We start from the raw sequence: 19,113 nt of genomic DNA, 5'->3' as shown, positions 1-19,113 counted from the left end.
AAATCCGTGCGGCCGGACGTGGCCGTGCCTGCCGGAATGGCCGTGCGGGCCCGAAAACGACCGAGCGGGCCGGTCGGGACGCTCCCCCGAAGGGGATGCCCCGGCCGGCCCGCTCGGCGCGAACCGCCGCGTGTCACCTGCCGACAGGCTGAAGCTCCCGGTCGGTCTCCGCCTCGGGCGAGGCCGTGTCGCCGAGGACCTTGTGCAGCTTCTCGCCCTCCACGTCGACGTTCGGCAGCGCCTTGTCCAGCCAGCGCGGCAGCCACCAGGCGGACTTGCCGAGCAGCGCGAGCACGGCGGGGACGATCGCCATGCGGACGACGAACGCGTCGAACAGGACCGCGACGGCCAGACCGAAGCCCATCATCTTGATCATGTCGTCGTTCTCCATGATGAAGCCGGAGAAGACGCTGATCATGATGATCGCGGCTGCGGCCACGACCCGTCCGCCGTGAGTGAAGCCGGTCACGACCGACTCGCCGGGGCTCGCCCCATGGACGTACGCCTCCCGCATCCGGGTCACGAGGAAGACCTCGTAGTCCATCGCGAGACCGAAGACCACGCCGATCATGAAGATCGGCATCATGCTCATGATCGGGCCCGGCTGGTCGACGCCCACGATGTCCGCGAGCCAGCCCCACTGGAAGACGGCGACGACTGCGCCGAGCGCGGCGGCCACCGAGAGCAGGAAGCCGAGCGCGGCCTTGAGCGGGACCAGGATCGAACGGAAGACCAGCATCAGGAGCAGGAACGCGAGGCCGACGACCAGGCCCAGGTAGGGCAGGAGCGCGTCGTCCAGGGTCTGCGAGAAGTCGATGGTCATCGCGGTCTGGCCGGTGACCAGGATCTCGGAGCCGGTGTCGGGCCCGATGTCCTGGGCGCTGGAACGGATCGACTTGACCAGTTCCTCGGTCTCGTGATCGCTCGGCCCCGTCTCGGGGACGATGTTCATGATCGCGGTGTTGTCGGCCTTGTTGGGCGTGGGGGGCGTCACGGCGGCCACGCCGTCGACCTCGGCGAGCTTATCGCCGACGGTCTTGGCGGCGTCGGCGGCCCCGGAGTCCTTGCTGACGGTGACCATCAGCGGGCCGTTGAAGCCCGCGCCGAAGGACTCGGACAGCATGTCGTACGCCTTGCGCTGGGTGCTGTCCGGCGCGGCCGTGCCCTCGTCGGGCAGGCCGAGTTCGAGGCTGGCGGCCGGGACCGCCACCGCACCGAGGCCGACGACCGCGACGAGCAGCACGGCGAGCGGGCGGCGCAGCACGAAGCGGGCCCAGCGGGTGCCGAGCTTGGGCTTGGCGTTCGGGTCCTGGAGTTCGCTGGTGGACTTCTTGCGGTCCTTGCGGCGCAGCACCTTGCGGCCGGCGAAGCCGAGCAGCGCGGGGATCATGGTGAGCGCGATGAGGACGGCGACGACCACGGTGCCCGCCGCGGCCAGGCCCATCTTGGTGAGGATCGGGATGTTGACGACGGCGAGGCCGGAGAGGGCGACGACGACGGTGAGCCCGGCGAACACCACGGCGGAGCCCGCGGTTCCGGTGGCCCGGCCCGCCGCGTCCTCCGGCGTACGGCCCTCGGCTATCTCCGCGCGGAAGCGGGAGACGATGAAGAGGGCGTAGTCGATGCCGACGGCGAGGCCGATCATCATCGCGAGCGTGGTGGTCGTGGCGGAGAGGTCGAGGACGCTGCCGAGCGCGCCGATGCTCAGTGTGCCGATGCCGACGCCGATGATCGCGGTGAGCAGCGGCATGCCCGCCGCGACCAGCGAGCCGAAGGTGAGGATCAGGACGACGGCGGAGATCGCGATGCCGATGAGTTCGGCGCTGCCGCCCATCTCCTGCTCGGCCATGACGGCGTCGCCGCCGGTCTCGACGGTCAGGCCGGCGTCACGGGTCTGGTCGGTGGCCTTGGTGAGGGCGTCACGCGACTTGTCCGTGAGCTCGGGGGCGGGGACCTTGTACGTCACCGAGGTGTAGGCCGTGGTGCCGTCCTTGCTGACGGTCTTCGCCTTGTACGGGTCTTCCACGCCCGCCACCTGCGAGCCCTTGCCGATGGCCGCGACCATCTCGGCGACCTCGGCCTTCGCGTCGGCGGAGGTGACCTTCTCGCCCTTGGGGGCACGTATGACGACGCGGGCGCTCGCGCCTTCGGCGCCGGAGTCGGGGAAGCGCTTCTCCAGGACGTCGAAGGCCTTCTGCGACTCGGTCCCCGGCATGGAGAAGGAATCCTCGGGCGGTGCGGGAGCGGTCGAGGCAGCGACGCCCGCACCGACGAGGAGCGCCACCCAGAGCAGCGCCACATATCGGCGTCGCCGGAAGGCGAGGCGGCCTAGTTTGTACAGGAACGTAGCCACGGCGAAAGGGACTCCCGTCGGGTTGGGCAGGCAGGAAACGACCCTCCTTACGCACGATCACCGCACGTCAGGGGGTCCAGCAGGATGCCTCTCCATCCTCACCGCCGATCCGGGGGCGGGAGTCCGCCTGCGAGCCGGACTATCGGCCCACGGTCGCTGTACTGCGTGCGGTGGAGTGTCATCCCCTGGGAGGAGAGCCGAGGGCCCCGTCTAGGCCACAGGGTGCAGTCACGTGTCAACAGTTTCGTCGTCATTGGCGCGGAACATTCGGCTCCCCTTCACCGCGTACCTGCATGATGTCCCGTTTCGCCCGGTGGCCCGGATGCCTCGCGCGTCCGCGTCAGCCGGCCACGTACTCCCGGAGATGCCGCGCCGTCACGGTCTCTCCCCGCATGACGAGTTCGGCCGGGGTGCCGGTGAAGACCACGCGTCCGCCGTCGTGACCGCCGCCGGGGCCCAGGTCGACGAGCCAGTCGGCGTGTGCCATGACCGCCTGGTGGTGCTCGATGACGATCACGGAGTTCCCGTCGTCGACCAGGCGGTCGAGCAGGGCGAGGAGCTTGTCGACGTCGGCCAGGTGCAGTCCGGTGGTCGGCTCGTCGAGGATGTATGTAGACGACTTCTCTGCCATGTGGATGGCGAGTTTCAGCCGCTGACGCTCGCCGCCGGAGAGCGTGTTGAGCGGCTGGCCGAGCCGCAGATAGCCGAGGCCGACGTCGGAGAGGCGGCCGAGGATGGTGTGGGCCTGCCCCGCGGGAAAGAAGTCGTGGGCCTCGGCGACCGACATCCCGAGGACCTCGCTGATGTTCTTGCCGCGCAGCCGGTAGGTGAGCACCTCGGCGGTGAAACGCTTGCCGTCGCACTCCTCGCACACGGACGCCACCCCGGCCATCATCGCGAGGTCGGTGTAGAGGAGCCCGAGGCCGTTGCACTTGGGGCAGGCGCCCTCGGAGTTGGCGCTGAACAGTGCCGCCTTGACGCCGTTGGCCTTGGCGAAGGCGGTGCGGATCGGGCCGAGGAGTCCGGTGTACGTCGCCGGGTTCGAGCGACGCGAGCCGCGGATGGGCGACTGGTCGGCGACGACCACGCCCTCGCGGCCCGAGAGGTAGCCGTGGATGAGGGAGCTCTTGCCGGAACCCGCGACGCCGGTGACGACGGTGAGCACGCCGAGGGGGATGTCGACCTCGACGTCCTTGAGGTTGTGCAGGTCGGCGCCCACGATGGAGAGCCGCCCCTTGGGGGTGCGTACGGTCTCGCGCAGCCGGGCACGGTGGCCCAGGTGGCGTCCGGTGAGGGTGCCGGACGCGCGCAGGCCCGCCACGTCGCCGCTGTAACAGATCTCGCCGCCCGCCTCGCCGGCGCCGGGGCCGAGGTCCACGACGTGGTCGGCGATCTCGATGACCTCGGGCTTGTGCTCGACCACCAGCACCGTGTTGCCCTTGTCGCGCAGCCGCAGGAGCAGGTCGTTCATGCGGCGGATGTCGTGCGGGTGCAGACCGATGGTCGGTTCGTCGAAGACGTACGTCACGTCGGTGATGCTGGAGCCGAGGTGGCGGACCATCTTGACCCGCTGCGCCTCGCCGCCGGAGAGCGAGCCCGAGGTGCGGTCGAGGCTGAGATAGCCGAGCCCGATCTCGGTCAGCGACTCCAGAAGCTCGCTCAGCCCGGCGATGAGGGGCGCGACACCGGGATCGTCGAGCCCGCGCACGAATGTGGCCAGGTCGCTGATCTGCATCGACGAGCACTCGGCGATGTTGAGCCCGTCGATCTTCGAGGAGAGCGCGGCGGCGGAGAGGCGGGTGCCCTCGCAGACGGCGCAGCGGGCGAAGACGACGGCGCGGTCGACGAAGGCCTTGATGTGGGGCTGCAAGGAGTCGCGGTCCTTGGCGAGCCAGGTCCGCTGCATCTTGGTGACGAGGCCTTCGTACGTGAAGCCGTTGGAGCCCGCCTTCACCTTGACCGGCTCCTTGTGGAGGAGGTCGGCCCACTCCTGTTCGGTGAAGTCCTTGAGCTTCTTGTCGGGGTCGTAGAAGCCCGAGTTGACCAGGATCTGCCAGCTCCAGGAGTCGACGGCGTAGTACGGGACGGTGATCGCGCCCTCGTTCAGCGAGAGTTCGCGGTCCAGGAGCTGATCGACGTCGACCGTGGAGACCTCGCCGGTGCCCTCGCACTCGGGGCACATGCCTTCGGGCAGATTGAAGCTGAAGGCGCCCGAGGTGCCTATGTGGGGGACGCCCAGGCGGCTGAAGATGATCCGCAGCATCGTGTACGCGTCCGTGGCGGTGCCCACGGTGGACCGTGAGTTGGCGCCCATCCGCTCCTGGTCGACGACGATCGCCGCGCTGAGATTGCGCAGCGCGTCGACGTCGGGGCGGCCGAGGCTCGGCATGAAGGACTGGATGAACGCCGTGTACGTCTCGTTGATCAGGCGCTGCGACTCGGCGGCGATGGTGCCGAAGACCAGCGAGGACTTTCCGGAGCCGGAGACCCCGGTGAAGACGGTGAGCCGCCGTTTGGGGAGGTCGACGGAGACGTCCCGCAGATTGTTCTCGCGGGCTCCGCGGACCTGGATGACGTTGTGGCTGTCGGCGGGGCTGGTCTTCACTGAGCACTCCTTGGCAAGGACGGAGAGGGAGAGGGAGACAGCAAAAGCGTACACCGTACCCAGTAAGAGTGCGGGTCTCTTTCGGAACGCGAACGCCCCCGCGGCCGGTGACCACGGGGGCGCTGGGCTCGACTCCGCCGAGGTCAGCCCTTGGCGCCGGCCGTCCTCAACGGGCGGAAGAACTCCCGAAGTTCACGCGCGACCTGCTCGGGCTCCTCGTACGCCATGAAGTGGCCCCCGTTGCGCGGGGTGCTCCAGTGGCGCAGATCGGTGAAGACGCGCTCGGCGAGGCTCTTGGGGTAGTTCAGGTTGGCCGGTTCATGGCTGAGGGTGACGGCGCCGGGGACGGAGACGGGCGGCACCGGCTTGTTGTGCCGTACGTAGTCGTAGTACTGCCGGAAGGACGAGCCGATGCTGCCGGTGGCCCAGTAGAGGGTGGCGACCGTGAGCAGGGTGTCCCTGTCCCATCGGGCCTCCAGGTCGCCGTCGCAGTCGCTCCAGTCGCGGTACTTGTCGATGATCCAGGCGAGCAGGCCCGCCGGGGAGTCCCGCAGCGCGGCGGCGATCGTGTCGGGCCGGGTGCACATGATCTCGCTGTAACCCTGGTCGTCGAGGTCGTACGCGGCGAGGTGGTCGAGGTAGGCCTGCTCCTCGGCGGTCGGCGGGTCCGCGTCGAAGTCGGCGGAGACCACCGCGGAGGTGATGTGCACGCCGGCGACCTCCCCGGGGAAGCGGGCGCCCAGCCACTGTGTCACCCCTCCCCCAATGTCGCCGCCGAAGGCACCGAAGCGCCGGTAGCCGAGGGCCTCGGTCATCAGTGCGTGCCAGATCCCGGCGACGCCCTCGCGGGTGAACGTCCCCGGGGGCGGCCCGGAGTGGAGGAAGCCGGGCAGCGAGGGCACGACCACGTCGAAGGCGTCGGCGGGGTCGCCGCCGTGACCGCCGGGGTCGGCGAGCCGCCGGGCGAGGTCCAGCATCTCGACGTAGCTGCTCGGCCAGCCGTGGGTGAGGATCAGCGGCAGCGGGGCGGGGCCGCCGTCGGTGCGCGCCGCGCGCAGGTGCACGAAGTGGACGGAGGTGCCCGCGACTTCGGCGATGTGGTGCGGGTGGGCGTTGAGCGCGGCTTCCGCGGCACGCCAGTCGAAGCCGTCCGCCCAGTGGGCGACGAGGTCGCGCAGGTAGTCCGGGTCGGTGCCCGCCGCCCAGTATGTCGGGTCGGTGGCCGTGGTGAAGAGGGTGCGTCGAAGACGGGTGCGCAGGTCGTCCAGGACGTCGTCGGAGACGCTGACCCGGAAGTCTCGGACAGGGGCCTGCAAAGACGTGGTGTTCACGGGTGTTTCGGTTCCTTCGCTCAGGAGTGTTCGATCGCGGTGGGCGCGGTTGCTCCTGGGCGGCGCGGTCTGTCGGTGTTCGGGAGGAACAGGCGTCAGGCGCGGACTGCGGTCAGGAGGGCCCGGCAAGAGTGCTGCGTGGTCATCGGGCTCACCTCCTGGGTCTCGCGTCGTGGCGCGTCCCGGCGGGACGCGTGCGTCACCGGTGACTATACACACGTACTGGCGTACGTCATCCGGCAATTGACGCGCGCGGGCGCGGGGGACGGAGAGGGCGAGGCGGGTCGTCCGGAGGTCTTAAGGCCGAGGTCGGGGCGGGGTGCGTCCGGTGGTCCCTGGCCCGGCCGTCGCCTGCCCGCCACACTGACCCCATGGACACCGAACAGACCGACGCCTACTTGCGGCGCATCGGCGCCGTGCGCCCCGCCGCCCACACCGCGCAGGCCTTGCGCGACCTGCATCTGGCGCATCTGCGCGCCATTCCCTTCGAGAACCTCTCGGTCCACCTCGGCGAGGAGATCGAGCTCACCGCCGGGGCACTGGTGACCAAGGTCGTGGACGCGCGCCGCGGCGGCTTCTGTTACGAGCTCAACGGCGCCTTCGCCGCCCTCCTGACGGCTCTCGGCTTCGACGTCACGCTGCTACAGGCCCGGGTGTACGACGACACGGGGCGGCTCGGCATCCCGTACGACCACCTGGCGCTGCGCGTGGGCACGCGGGACGGCGGCGACTGGCTCGCGGACGTCGGCTTCGGTGCCCACAGCCACCTGCCGCTCGCCTTCGGTGAGCGGGGCGAGCAGAACGACCCCGGCGGCACGTTCCGTCTCGTGGAGTCCGCGGAGGGTGATCCGGCGAGTGGTCCGTCGGGCGACCTGGAGGTCCTCAAGGACGGCAAGCGGCAGTACCTGCTCGAACCGCGCCCGCGCGCGCTCGCCGATTTCACGGTCGGCGCCTGGTACCACCGCACCTCGCCCGCCTCCCACTTCGCCCGCTCCCTCGTCTGCTCGATCGTCACCGATGACGGACGGCTCACCCTCAGCGGCCGCACCCTCACCGCCACCGTGGACGGCGAGCGGCAGGTCACCGAACTGTCCTCGGAGGCGGAGGTGCTCGCGGCGTACGAGCGGCATTTCGGCATCCGCCTGGAGCGGGAGCCGAGCGTACGGAAAACCGGGTGACCGGGTGGCGATGAGTTCCGGTCGGTGCGACGGTCACCCTGGAGACAGCGCATAGGTAAGACGCGCATAGGCAGAGACAGCTCGTACGCGACAGGAGAGTGCCATGCCCACGATCACACCCTGCCTCTGGTTCGACACCGAGGGCCAGGAGGCGGCGGAGTTCTACGTCTCGGTCTTCCCGAACTCGGAGATCAAGAACATCTCGTACTACGGAGAGGGCGCACCGCGCCCGGCCGGCACCGTGCTGACCGTGGAGTTCGGCCTGGACGGCAAGCCGTTCATGGCGCTCAACGGCGGCCCGGAGTTCACCTTCAGCGAGGCCATCTCCTTCACGATCGACTGCGCCGACCAGGAGGAGGTCGACCACTACTGGGCGAAGCTCTCCGCAGGGGGCTCGGAGGGGCCCTGCGGGTGGCTCAAGGACAAGTACGGCGTGTCCTGGCAGGTCGTGCCGGCCGCTCTCGTCGAGCTCCTGTCCGACCCGGACGCCGAGCGGGCCCAGCGCGCCATGCAGGCCATGCTCGGCATGAAGAAGCTCGACGTGGCGGCGTTGCGGGCGGCGGCCGACGGCAAGGCGTAAGGCAGACGGACGCGGGCCGCCACCCCCTGGGACGCCGGCCGCCACCCCCTGCGGGCCCTCACCCCTTGCGGGCCACCACCAGGCGCCACCGGGGGCTGCCGTCCGGGCGGCGGCCGAACTCCTCCAGGGGCCGCAGCGACACGTCGAACCCGGCGTCGACCAGGTCCTTTCGTACGTCGCCCAGGGCGAAGGTGCGGTAGTACATGACGAACCGGGGCCGCCACAGGAGGTTCCGCACGCGCATCATCCGGTCGAAGCCGAGCAGGGCCCAGTGCCACGGGGAGGTGACGGGCTGCGGCGCGCCGATCGGGAAGGCGAAGAGACCGCCGGGGCGCAGCGCCCGGTGGACGCCGCCGAACAGGGCGGGCCGCTCGGCGGGCAGGAAGTGGCCGAACGCCCCGAAGCTGACCGCGAGGTCGAAGCCCTCGGTGAAGGGCAGCGCCCGGGCGTCGGCGCGCACCCACTGGACCCTCGGGCCGCTCCCGCCCGGCCGCTGGACCGCCCGGTCGGCGACGGCCAGCATCCCCGCGCTGAAATCCACGCCGCAGAGCCGCTCCCGGCACAGCGGCAGCAGCGTCCGGACGCCAGCGCCGGTCCCGCAGCACACGTCGAGGCCGGCGTCGAAGGGGCCGAGCGGGCGCAGGGCCTCGGCGGTCGCCGCCAGGAACCGGTCAGGGGTGCGGAACGGCGTGTGGTCGAACTTCGGGGCGAGCAGGTCGTAACCGCGCTCGGTGGAGGAGAGCGCCTGGACGGCCAGCTCGCGCAGCGTGGGACCCTGGGAGGAGAACATCGGCTCCAGGGTAGCCAGGGAGGCGGCCTTCACACGACGCCGCAGACACGGCCGAGACGGCCGGACGGCGCCGTGGCCGGTTACCGCCAGGAGGCCTACCGGGGGGTGGCACGGGTCGGGTAGAGGTGCACGTCCGTCCCAGATCCGTCCCTCGTTCCCGGAGGTGCTCCATGGCCACAGATCGGCACAGGACAGCGACCCCGTCGGGCAAGACCCGGTTCGACGACATCTACGACCAGCCGGACCCGCGCGCCTACTTCCGGACGCTGGCGCCCTACGAGTACGAGATCCCGCACCACGCCCAGGCCGTCTTCCGCCGCACGCGCGAACTGCGCTCCCGGATGCCGGGCGGCGAGGGTCCCGTGACGGTCCTCGACGTGTGCTGCTCCTACGGCATCAACGCGGCGCTGCTCAACCACGACCTCACGCTCGCCGACCTGTACGCGCACTACACCTCCGCCGCGACCGCCGCGCTCACGCCGCAGGAACTCATCGAGTGCGACAAGGAGTTCTACGCCACGCGGCGGCGCCCGGACGCCACGCCGATGATCGGGCTCGACGCCGCGGCGAACGCCACCCGGTACGCGCTGGACGCGGGCCTGCTGGACGAGGCGTATGCGGAGGATCTCGAACGGCATCCGCCCAGCTCCGGGCTGTGCCACGCAGTCGCCCGCGTCGGTCTGATCACCGTCACCGGGGGGATCGGATACATCTCCCACCGTACGTTCGACGCGTTGCTCGACTGTGCCAGGACGCCGGTGTGGGTGAGCGCGTTCGCGCTGCGGACCGTGCCGTACCGGCGTATCGCCGCCACGCTGGCCGCGCACGGCCTGGCCACGGCCATGGACACCTCGCGGACGTATCCGCAGCGGCTCTTCACCAGCGAGCGGGAGCGGCGGGACGCCGTGCGGGAGGTGATCCTGGCCGGTGAGGACCCGACGGGGCACGAGTCCGAGGGCCGCTACCACACGTGGCTGTACGAGTCCCGGCCCCGCACGGACTGACCCGCGGCGCTCTCCGGCGGCATCCGGCACCTCGGGCTCGACCACAGGGCTCGACCACAGGGCATATACCGGCATATCGTGACATAAATGGCCGACTCGGACGTCAGGGGGGTCGCCATGGTTCAGGAGCTGCTGACAGCAGGCGCCGCGGCCGCCTCGGGCTGCCTCATGTACGCGATGGCGGCGGCCCGCGTGATCAAGCAGTACGAGCGCGGGGTGGTCTTCCGCCTGGGCCGGCTCTCGGGCCAGGTGCGCGGCCCCGGCTTCACCATGATCGTCCCGGGCATCGACCGGCTCCGCAAGGTCAACATGCAGATCGTGACGTTGCCCGTGCCCGCGCAGGACGGCATCACGCGGGACAACGTCACGGTCCGCGTGGACGCCGTCATCTACTTCAAGGTCGTCGACGCGGCGAACGCCGTCGTACAGGTGGAGGACTACCGGTTCGCGGTCTCGCAGATGGCACAGACGTCCCTGCGGTCGATCATCGGCAAGAGCGACCTGGACGATCTGCTCTCCAACCGCGAGAAGCTCAACCAGGGCCTGGAGCTGATGATCGACAGTCCGGCCATCGGCTGGGGCGTGCAGATCGACCGCGTCGAGATCAAGGACGTGTCGCTGCCGGAGACCATGAAGCGGTCGATGGCCCGCCAGGCCGAGGCGGACCGCGAGCGGCGGGCCCGCGTCATCAACGCCGACGCCGAACTCCAGGCGTCCAAGAAGCTCGCCGAGGCGGCGAAGGAGATGTCCGCACAGCCCGCCGCGCTCCAACTGCGCCTGTTGCAGACCGTGGTGGCCGTCGCCGCCGAGAAGAACTCCACCCTCGTCCTGCCCTTCCCGGTGGAGCTGCTGCGCTTCCTGGAGCGGGCCCAGCAGCAGTCCGCACCGGAGACGCAGGTGTCAGAGGCTCAGTACGTAGCTGGTCCCCGGGCGGCCGTCGAGCCGGATGCCGCCGGTGGCCACGAACCCGGCGCGGGCGAGCACGGCCCGTGAGCCCGGGTTGTCGCACGTCGTCACGGCGCGCAGTTCGGTGAGGCCGTACGCGGTGGCGGCCAGGTCGCGGGCCTGCCGGACGGCCCGGGTGGCGAGGCCCTGCCCGGTGGCGCGCTCCGCGATGCGGTAGCCGAGTTCGGCGCCGCCGTCCGCCACGTCGATCAGGTTGACCCGCCCGAGCACCTCGCCCGCGTCGTCCACCAGTACGTGGAAGAAGCAGAGCCCGGCCGCCTGCTCGGCGAGCAGGGCGCTGTGCCGGGCCGCGAAGTCGCGGAAGTAGGCGTCGCCCCGGTCCGGGACGGACGCGGCGAAGTAGGCGCGGTTCTCCTCCTCGAAGGCGAGCAGGGCGGGCGCGTGGTCGGGGCGCAGGAGTTGCAGTTCGGCGTTGATCACGTCTCTGGGCATGGCTGCACCCTACGTATGCCGTCGGCGGTGTCGGTCCGAAAGCGTGGAGAGGCGGTCAACCCGGCGCCCATCACGCCGAGTTGACCGCCCGTCCCGTGCTACCGGCCGCTTCGTGCTACCTGCTGTCCCGGACCGTGCCGGTGAACACCGGGCCCTCCTGCGGTTCCCAGTTCTGGTCGTAGACGAACAGCTGGGCCTTCAGGGACTCGTCCGGTTCGCGCGCGGTGTCCTTGATGGTGGGGACGCGCACATCGACGCTCTTCTTGCCGGCGGGCAGGGTGACGTACAGGGACTCACCGTCCGCCATCTTGGAGAGCGCACGCCCTGGCCGGGGCGACTGCCCGACTTCGTCCTCCAGCCAGCGCGGGTCCACGTCGAGCGTGGAGAGCTCGGCGCCCCTGTCGACCGGCAGGAAGGCGATGCCGGCAGCGATGTCCACGTCGACGGGTTCCGCGAGCGTCATCCGCCACTTCAGCGGCTTGCCCTCTGTAACGCGGTCGGTGACGGGCTCAAGGGTGAGTTCGGGCATCGGGTCGTCGTTGCGTGCCGTCACGCCACCGTGGTGGGAGCCGACGACGGCACCGCGCACCGCCTTGGCGAACGCGTCCTGCGCGAGGTCGTAGCCGTAGCGGGTGTCGCCCTTGACCTCCACCGGTACGTCGATGGCATGACCGCCGGGGCGGACCGTCACCAGCCGGGACGTGACCTCGTCGGAGCCGGGCCTGGGAGCGAAGAGCCGGACCTGGCCGCTGCCCTTGCCCGAGACGCGTACCGGGACGTGATAGGTCCGCACCCCGGAGTCTCCTTCGTCGACGGTCAGCCGGCCGATGTCGACGCGGGGCATGGCGGCCGCCTTGACTGCGGGGGTGCCGGGGCGCCAGCCCCAGGCGTCCATCAGCCAGGCCTTGCCGGAGCGGCTGCGCGGGGTGAGCTCCAGGGTCTTCACCCGTTTCAGGTCCAGCTCGTCCTTCGCCTGTGCCGTCAGCGGCACGCGGACCTCGCGGCCCCAGTACGAGGCGGTCCGGTCGCTGCCCGGCAGCCCGTCGATGCGGGCGGTGCCGAGCTTCGCGCGGTGGCCCGCCTTGTCGACGAGTGTCACGTCGAGCCGGGTGCCCTTGCTGTTGGGCGGCACGATCACCCGCAGCGCCACGTCCTTGGCGCCGGCCAGGGAGACCGGGCGGGCGGGGCTCAGCCGGGCCGGGGAACCCGGCCGGGTCCAGCGCATCGCCACCGCGTCACGGCCGGGCTCCGGGGAGACGTCCCAGCCGGCGAAGTGCGGTGACGCGCCTGCCGTGGCGGGCGGCAGGCAGGCGCGGGCGGCGTCGGGGGACACCTGCGCGCAGAGCCGGGCACCCTTGACCGTGGCGGAGGAATCCGGCAGGAAGGCCTCCGTGCGGCGGGCGCCGACGGCGTGGGTGAAGACCCGCGCGGGGTCCGCCGAGGGAGCGCGCCGGTTCGAGCCGTCGAGGAGGGGGCGCACCCGGTCGTCGCCTGCGACGAACAGCCGGGCCGCCGCGGCTATGTACGTGGCACCCGCGGCCTGCTGCTGCTTGGCGGTCAGGCGGGTCTTCTTGCCCGGGGAGCACACGGGGTCGTCGCCGGAGTGGAAGTCGTCCTCGGCGGGCGCCTTCGCCTGCCCCGGAGTCCATTCACTGTTGAAGAAGTTGTGGTTGGCGCCGACCATGTACACCGCGCTGTGCAGGGCGGTGCCGCTGCCGACACGGCGCGTCCCGTCGACGTGGATCTCGCCCTGGAGGTCGGAGACGTCTCCGTCGCAGCCGGGCAGGATCGTCGCCGAGGGGACGTCCGGGACCGGGTTCTGCCCGAAGATGGTGGGGCCTATCAGGACGTTGCCGCGTATCTTCCAGCGGACCGGGCCGTGGTAGCCGTCCTGGTCGGCGGGCGGCGCGTAGAGGCTGTCGAGCGCGGCCCTGTTGACGCCCTCGCCGCCGCGGGAGTGACCGACGAGGAGGACGCGTGACAGGTCGGCGGGGGCGACGGCGCGCACGGCCGCGGGGGCGTCGGCCGGCTTCTGCGCCCAGTCCGCCCAGTGGGCGAGGTGCAGCCTCACGAGCGAGGAGCGCGCCTGGGCACCGGCGTCCTCGGCGAGGTGGTCCTGGCCGTTGATGCCGTTGGCGGCGATGGACACGGTGACGTAGCCCTGGGAGGCGAGGAGCTTCTGGGCCTGCTGGTAGCCGTCCTGGCTCGGGATCGGCTTCATGCCTGCCCGGCAGGGCCAGTCCCCGCTTGCCTGGTCCCCGGTGCCGTAGCAGGTGTAGTGACGGCCGTGCAGGAACAGCGCGAGCGGCCGTTTCCCCGGCGCGTCGGCGGGCCCGACCACGTCGGCCCGCATCTCCACCGACTCCGGGAAGCCGGGCAGCCGCACGGACTTGAGGGTGTATCCGCCTCTGACGGTGCGGTAGCGGCCGGGCTTGCCGGGGTCGACCGCGCCCGCGGGCGGAAGGGCCCCGGGGGAAGCGGCGCGCGGGGCAGTCGGCTTCTGGCCACGGCCCGCCTCGTCCAGGCGGCGCCCGCCGGCCAGTACGCGCAGCTTCTTCGCCGGGCCGACACTCGCGCCGTTGAGCGGCAACCGGAACGAGCGGCCGTCCTGGGCGGCCACAGGCCTGCCGAGGAGCTTGTCGCCGGAGTAGAACTCGACCCGGGCGTCCCCCATCGGCACCGGCTTCGGCGAGGCCCACACCAGTTCCTCACCGCTTCCCTCACCGGCCAGTCGCCAGCCTTCGGGAAGGTCATCGTCGCTGCCGGGCCGGGCGGACGACGCGGGTGGCGGGGCATCGGTGGGCGGCAGCGCGTGGGCCGCCCCCGGGACCGCCGCCGCGATCGCGAGTACCGCGAGCGCCGTGGTCGCCACTCGTGAGACGCGTCTCAAAGTGGTCCTCCTCCTCATCACACTTCTCAGGACACGCAAACGAACTCATGTGCCCCTCTTGTCTCTTGGAGGACGGCAATCGGAGGCATCGCGTTGCCTCACGACGGACCCTCTGTCCGCGGCGGCGGACGACCTGCCAGGATTCGGTCATGCACATCTACGAAGAGCGGCTGAGTGTCCCCCGCTCCTGGTGGGCCCTGGTCGCGCTGGGCGGATTCGGACTGGGGCTCGGGGCCATTCCCTTCGGCGTGATGGCCGCGGTGATCACGGCCACGGCCGGCATCGCGGTGGCCGCCGCGATCGTGCACGCGCACGGCAGCGTGCGCATCCTCGTGACGCCGGGCTCGCTCGTCGTCGGCGGGCGGACCATCCCGATCGAGGCGCTCGGGGCCACCGAGATCCTCGACGAGCGGGAGGCCTTCGAGTGGCGCACGGTCAGGGCGAATCCGTACGCGCTGCTGCTCCTGCGTTCCTACGTCCCTACGGCCCTGCGCATCGAGTTGAGGAACTCCTACGGCGGCGCGCCGTACGTCTACGTGTCGACGCGGCAGCCGATGAACCTCGCGGCGGTGCTGGCCTTCTCCCGGAGCTGACCCCGCGACGTCCCGTCATCCGGCGGGCATGTCGGCCGCTTGACGGAGCGCCTGGCGGCAGGCGAGGACCGCCGGGTGGGTGCTGCGGCCCGCGCGGACGGCGGTGAACAGGCGACGGGCCCGCTGCCCCCGGGGCAGCGGCACCAGCCGCACCGCCGGTCGGCGCCCGCCCCACACCAGGTCGGGCAGGAGCGCCACGGCGTGGCCCTGCTCGACCAGACGCAGATGCAGCAGGAGATCGGTGGACTCGAAGCGCACGTCGGGCTCGAACCCGGCGGTGCGGCACAGCGTGGTCGCCCAGCGCCGGGCCGCGCTGCCGTGCGGTTCCATGACCCAGGGCCGCTCGGCGCAGGCGAGCAGCGCGGACCGTGCGCCCCTCATGTGCGGCGACGCGGCCTCGTCCGGCGGGGCGGGCAGGGCAAGGCGCAGGGGATCCTGGCGGAGGTCTTCCTGGTGGAGCTCGGCGGGGCGGGGGCCGGGGTCGCCGGGATACTCCTCGGCGACGACGAGGTCGAAGTCGCGGGCGAGCAGCGCGGGCAGCGCGGCCTCCGGTTCGGCCTGGGTGACGTGGACGCGCAGGGCAGGGTGCTCCTCGCGCAGCAGGGTGAGCGCGGTCGGCACCAGGGCGAGGGCCGCGGTCTGGAACGAGGCGATCCGCAGGGTTCCTGTCAGCCCCGAGAGCGAGGTGGCGATGTCCGCCTCGGCGCGTTCCAGGCGGGCGAGGACCGCCTCGGTGTGGGCGACGAGGATCTCGGCCTGTGGGGTCAGGCGCACGCGTCGGCCGATCGGTTCCAGCAGCGGGACGCCCACCTCCGTCTCCAGTTGGGAGAGCTGTTGGGAGACCGAGGACGGGCTGTAGGAGAGGGCCGTGGCGACGGCGGCGAGTGTGCCGCGGTGTTTCAGTTCGCGCAGCAGTCGCAGCCGGTGCAGATCGAACACCCTCGGGCCTCCCATTCATCGGTTTCTCCGACCATTATCGGTCGGAAAGAATCGCTGGACCGAAGGGAGCGCGGCGCCGCAGGCTGTTCCCATGATGGAACACGAGACTTCCCCCATGGCCGATTCCCCCGCCTTCCCTTCGTCATCGTCCGCCCGCTCCTCCCTCCCCCGGCTCCCCTGGTTCGCGCGGCCCGCCGCACGGTCCTGGACCTGCGCCGCGCCCGGGGCGGACGCCCACGCGTTCCATGCCGCGCTGCCCGGTTATACACCGACCGCCCTGCATGAACTGCCCGCCCTGGCCGAGGAGTTGGGGGTCGGGCGGGTCTTCGTCAAGGACGAGTCGGAGCGGCTCGGCCTGCCCGCGTTCAAGGCGCTCGGCGCGTCGTGGGCGATCCATCGGGTCCTTGCGGCGGCCTCGGACGACCGGCGGCTGTGCCTGGTCACCGCCACCGACGGCAACCACGGGCGGGCCGTGGCCAGAATGGCGCGGCAACTCGGCCTGCGCGCGCACGTCTTCGTCCCCGAGGGCGTCCACCCGGCGGCCGTGGTCGCCATCGGCGGCGAGGGCGCCGAGGTCACCACCGTGGCCGGGTCCTACGACGCGGCGGTGCGCAGGGCGGCGGACGCGGCCGGGGCGCCGGACGCGGTGCTCATCCAGGACATGGCGTGGGACGGCTACGAGGAGGTTCCGGCGCTGATCGTCGAGGGGTACGCGACGCTGTTCTCGGAGGTGGACGCCCAACTGGCCGCGGCGGGCGCGCCGTCGCCGTCCCTGGTCGCGGTCCCGGTGGGCGTGGGGTCTCTGGCCCAGGCGGCCGTGGCGCATTACCGGAGCCGGCGGTCCGTCACGACGGCCGCCGGTGAGGCGCCCGCCGCGCTCCTTTCCGTGGAACCGGAGGTGGCCGCGTGCGTCCTCGCGAGCCTCCGGGCGGGGCGGCCGACCAGCGTGGAGACCGGCGTGACCACGATGGCGGGGCTCAATTGCGGCACGCCTTCGACGCTCGCATGGCCCGCGTTGCGCGACGGCCTGGACGCGGCGATCGCCGTCCGCGACGCCGACAGTGCGGCGGCCATGCGTGACCTGGCGGACCTGGGCGTCTCGTCCGGGCCGTGCGGCGCCGCCTCCCTCGCGGGGGCGCGTGCCGCCCTCACGGGTGAGGGAAGCGCCGGGCGCCGGGCCGCTCTGGGCATCGGAGCCGCCTCGACGGTGGTGTTGCTCAGCACCGAGGGTGCGGCCGCCGTGCCCCCGTCACAAGCTCCGCAGGCTCGCAAGGACCTCGTTTAACCGCGCCTGAGCGATGATTTCCGGTCGATACAGGTGGTCGAAAAAAGAACCAATTTCATATAGTCGCAGGTCAGGGCGTAGTTAGCGTTTATACCAATGCCGCTTGTCCATATGCTGGACAAGCGCCGCGCGGCCGGGCCACCGCTCCTGAGCTGCCCGAACGCTCGTACGGGAACCGTGCACCGGACGCACACATCCGGAAATCGACCATCCGCCTGGCACTCACTCTCCGCACCGGCAAGACTCCCCACCGCAGTCACCAACCGCAACCAGCGAAGGAGAGTCCACCATGCGTCGCACCCTCAGGACGATAGGAGCAACCGCCGCGGCGGCCACCTGCGTCCTCGCCGCGACATCAGGCACCGCGCAGGCCGAGGCACCGAAGCCGACGAGCCTCTACGCGCCCTCTGCCCTGGTGCTCACGGTCGGCCAGGGCGAGGACGCCACCTCCGCGGCAGTCGAGCGTGCCGTGACACTGACCTGTGCGCCGCGCCCCGCCGGGACCCACCCGACGCCGGCCGCGGCTTGCGCCGAGCTCGCCGAGGTGGGGGGCCAGCCGACCCACCTGGTGCGCGACACGTCCAACGTCATGTGTACCAAGGAGTGGCAGCCGGTCACGGTGACCGTCTCCGGTGTGTGGAACGGCAAGCATGTCGGCTGGTCCACCACCTTCGCCAACCGGTGCATGATGAAGGCGGGTCTCGGGGAGGGTGCCGCATTGACCTTCTGACGAGATCTCACCCTGATCCACACTCAGGGGAGTCCCGGTGACCTTTCGTGGGGGAAGGCTGCCGGGATGCGGGGCGGCCCCCGGTGTCCTCGGGCACCGGGGGCCGTAGTGTTTCCCGAAGCCGCCGCCCGGCGCGGAGCCCGAGGAAGCCGAGGAGCCCATGGTGAATCCGTCCGACGCGCCCGCACCGTACGCAGGACTGCCCGGCGGCATCGGAGTGTCACGGCTGAGGGTGTACGAGTGGCCGGCCGCCGACGGGCGGCGCGGCGGAACTCCCCATGTGCACCTGACCTGTTCGGAGGGGTACGCGGTGACCAGCGGCCGCGGCGTCGTGCAGACCCTGACCGCTGCCGGCTTCCAGGAGACGCCCCTGTCGCCCGGGGCCCTGGTGTGGTTCACGCCCGGGACCATCCACCGCCTGGTCAACGACGGTGACCTGACCCTCCACGTCCTCATGCAGAACTGCGGGTTGCCCGAGGCGGGCGACGCCGTCCTGACCCTGCCGCCCGCGCTCCTCGCCGACGCCGGGGCCTATCGCGCCGCCGTCACCCTGCCCGCCGAGGGCGACGAGGCGGAGCTGGCAGCGGCCGCCCTGCGCCGCCGCGATCTCGCCGTCGAAGGCTTCACCGCGCTGCGCGAGGCCACCGAGGCCGGGGACCCGGAGCCACTGGCGGTCTTCCACCGCGCGGCCCTGGCACTCGTACGCCCCTTGGCCGCTCGGTGGCGTGAGCGCTGGCGGGCCGGGGCCGCCGCCGCGGCCGGGGCGACCGCCACGCAGCTGGACCGGCTCGAACGCGGCGAGGCCGACTACCTTGCGCACGCCGTCGTGCGGGCCGAACAGCCGTCAGCACGAGGCAAGTTCGGCATGTGTGGACGGCTGGACGTCTACGACGTGGCGTGAACGGCCGCCGTGGCACGCTCACGCGCCACCGCGTCGAGCCTGCTCGACACGCGTGTGCGCAGCAGCTCGTACTCCTCCCGGCAGTGGCGGATCTCCGGGGGTCTGACGACGGCGACGCCCTCCGTCACGGTCTCGCCCGGCAGGAACTGGCCCCGGGTGAGGTCGATCTCGATCCCCGAGGCGAGGCGGTTCCACCAGTGGTATCCCGTCCGCTCGCCCGCGACGTGGACCTCGCCGAGTATCAACTCGCCGCCCAGCAGGTCGTTCACGACGAGCGCGGTGACGCCGCACTGGTCCCGCGCTGGATTGTCCGGCGGCCAGGTCTCACCGGAACGCGGGTCGGCCGTGTCCGCGCCCCAACTGTCGCGCAGCGCCGCCTCGATGTCGCTCAAGAGCAGTGGTGTCATGCCGTTCACTCTCGCACCGACCACTGACAATCATGCGTCGCCGCAGCTCAGGGGTGCCTCGTCGGCATGCGAACTCGCCCACCGCACACCGCCCACATGTCTGACGCCCACAGGTCCGGCGCACAATGT

16 protein-coding genes are annotated in these 19,113 nt (G+C 71.4%); 8 read left to right on the top strand and 8 right to left on the bottom strand.

Annotated features, from left to right (window positions below; translation table 11 throughout):
* Positions 1-133: 133 nt before the first annotated feature.
* From ACF062_RS19335 to ACF062_RS19325, 3 genes are all read right to left on the bottom strand, one after another.
* The gene (locus ACF062_RS19335) at positions 134-2,353 is read right to left on the bottom strand and encodes an MMPL family transporter (protein WP_392139621.1); all 2,220 of its coding nucleotides are present in this window, start codon (positions 2,351-2,353) and stop codon (positions 134-136) included.
* Between the two features lie 340 nt (positions 2,354-2,693).
* Entirely contained in the window at positions 2,694-4,958 is a 2,265-nt protein-coding gene (locus tag ACF062_RS19330; RefSeq protein WP_392139619.1) for an ATP-binding cassette domain-containing protein, read from the bottom strand.
* 143 nt (positions 4,959-5,101) lie between these two features.
* On the bottom strand, positions 5,102-6,289 hold the full coding sequence (locus ACF062_RS19325; RefSeq protein ID WP_392139617.1) for an epoxide hydrolase family protein: 1,188 nt from the start codon (positions 6,287-6,289) through the stop codon (positions 5,102-5,104).
* A gap of 371 nt (positions 6,290-6,660) precedes the next feature.
* Between ACF062_RS19325 and ACF062_RS19320 the strand changes: the two genes are divergently transcribed.
* Together ACF062_RS19320 and ACF062_RS19315 are read left to right on the top strand one after the other, a co-directional pair.
* Complete coding sequence (locus ACF062_RS19320; protein ID WP_392139615.1) at positions 6,661-7,467, top strand: arylamine N-acetyltransferase; 807 nt, start codon at positions 6,661-6,663, stop codon at positions 7,465-7,467.
* A gap of 103 nt (positions 7,468-7,570) precedes the next feature.
* Entirely contained in the window at positions 7,571-8,047 is a 477-nt protein-coding gene (locus ACF062_RS19315; RefSeq protein ID WP_392139613.1) for a VOC family protein, read from the top strand.
* 58 nt (positions 8,048-8,105) lie between these two features.
* Here ACF062_RS19315 and ACF062_RS19310 read toward each other — a convergent pair whose 3' ends face one another.
* Complete coding sequence (locus ACF062_RS19310) at positions 8,106-8,837, bottom strand: class I SAM-dependent methyltransferase (protein ID WP_392139611.1); 732 nt, start codon at positions 8,835-8,837, stop codon at positions 8,106-8,108.
* 170 nt (positions 8,838-9,007) lie between these two features.
* On the opposite strand from ACF062_RS19310, the gene ACF062_RS19305 reads away from it, so the two are divergent.
* On the top strand, positions 9,008-9,841 hold the full coding sequence (locus ACF062_RS19305; RefSeq protein ID WP_392139609.1) for a hypothetical protein: 834 nt from the start codon (positions 9,008-9,010) through the stop codon (positions 9,839-9,841).
* A 117-nt stretch (positions 9,842-9,958) separates the two neighbouring features.
* Positions 9,959-10,834: a slipin family protein gene (locus ACF062_RS19300; RefSeq protein WP_392140244.1), complete on the top strand. Its 876-nt coding sequence runs from the start codon at positions 9,959-9,961 to the stop codon at positions 10,832-10,834.
* Here ACF062_RS19300 and ACF062_RS19295 read toward each other — a convergent pair.
* Positions 10,742-11,239, bottom strand: coding sequence for a GNAT family N-acetyltransferase (locus tag ACF062_RS19295; protein ID WP_392139607.1), 498 nt, complete (start codon positions 11,237-11,239; stop codon positions 10,742-10,744). The two genes, ACF062_RS19300 and ACF062_RS19295, sit on opposite strands and share 93 nt — an antisense overlap.
* Positions 11,240-11,354: 115 nt before the next feature.
* Positions 11,355-14,129, bottom strand: coding sequence for an alpha/beta hydrolase family protein (locus tag ACF062_RS19290; RefSeq protein ID WP_392139605.1), 2,775 nt, complete (start codon positions 14,127-14,129; stop codon positions 11,355-11,357).
* 149 nt (positions 14,130-14,278) lie between these two features.
* On the opposite strand from ACF062_RS19290, the gene ACF062_RS19285 reads away from it, so the two are divergent.
* Positions 14,279-14,722 carry a DUF3093 family protein gene (locus tag ACF062_RS19285; protein WP_223772784.1) on the top strand — a complete coding sequence of 148 codons (444 nt, stop codon included), beginning with the start codon at positions 14,279-14,281 and terminating at the stop codon, positions 14,720-14,722.
* A 15-nt stretch (positions 14,723-14,737) separates the two neighbouring features.
* Here the strand turns inward: ACF062_RS19285 and ACF062_RS19280 are convergent, their stop codons facing one another.
* Positions 14,738-15,661 carry a LysR substrate-binding domain-containing protein gene (locus ACF062_RS19280; protein ID WP_392140242.1) on the bottom strand — a complete coding sequence of 308 codons (924 nt, stop codon included), beginning with the start codon at positions 15,659-15,661 and terminating at the stop codon, positions 14,738-14,740.
* Between the two features lie 115 nt (positions 15,662-15,776).
* Here ACF062_RS19280 and ACF062_RS19275 point away from each other — a divergent pair, with 115 nt between their 5' ends.
* From ACF062_RS19275 to ACF062_RS19265, 3 genes are all read left to right on the top strand, one after another.
* On the top strand, positions 15,777-16,946 hold the full coding sequence (locus ACF062_RS19275) for a diaminopropionate ammonia-lyase (RefSeq protein ID WP_392139604.1): 1,170 nt from the start codon (positions 15,777-15,779) through the stop codon (positions 16,944-16,946).
* Between the two features lie 289 nt (positions 16,947-17,235).
* Entirely contained in the window at positions 17,236-17,676 is a 441-nt protein-coding gene (locus tag ACF062_RS19270; protein WP_392139602.1) for a subtilase-type protease inhibitor, read from the top strand.
* Positions 17,677-17,836: 160 nt separating this feature from the next.
* Complete coding sequence (locus tag ACF062_RS19265; RefSeq protein ID WP_392139600.1) at positions 17,837-18,577, top strand: cupin domain-containing protein; 741 nt, start codon at positions 17,837-17,839, stop codon at positions 18,575-18,577.
* On the opposite strand, the gene ACF062_RS19260 is transcribed toward ACF062_RS19265, so the two are convergent.
* Positions 18,562-18,984 (bottom strand): hypothetical protein, encoded by a 423-nt coding sequence (locus ACF062_RS19260; protein ID WP_392139598.1) that lies wholly within the window; start codon positions 18,982-18,984, stop codon positions 18,562-18,564. The two genes, ACF062_RS19265 and ACF062_RS19260, sit on opposite strands and share 16 nt — an antisense overlap.
* Between the last annotated feature and the right edge of the window lie 129 nt (positions 18,985-19,113).

Source organism: Streptomyces sp. NPDC015345 (assembly GCF_043078805.1).
Classification (GTDB): Bacteria; Actinomycetota; Actinomycetes; order Streptomycetales; family Streptomycetaceae; genus Streptomyces.
This window is presented reverse-complemented; position numbering and strand designations above follow the sequence as displayed.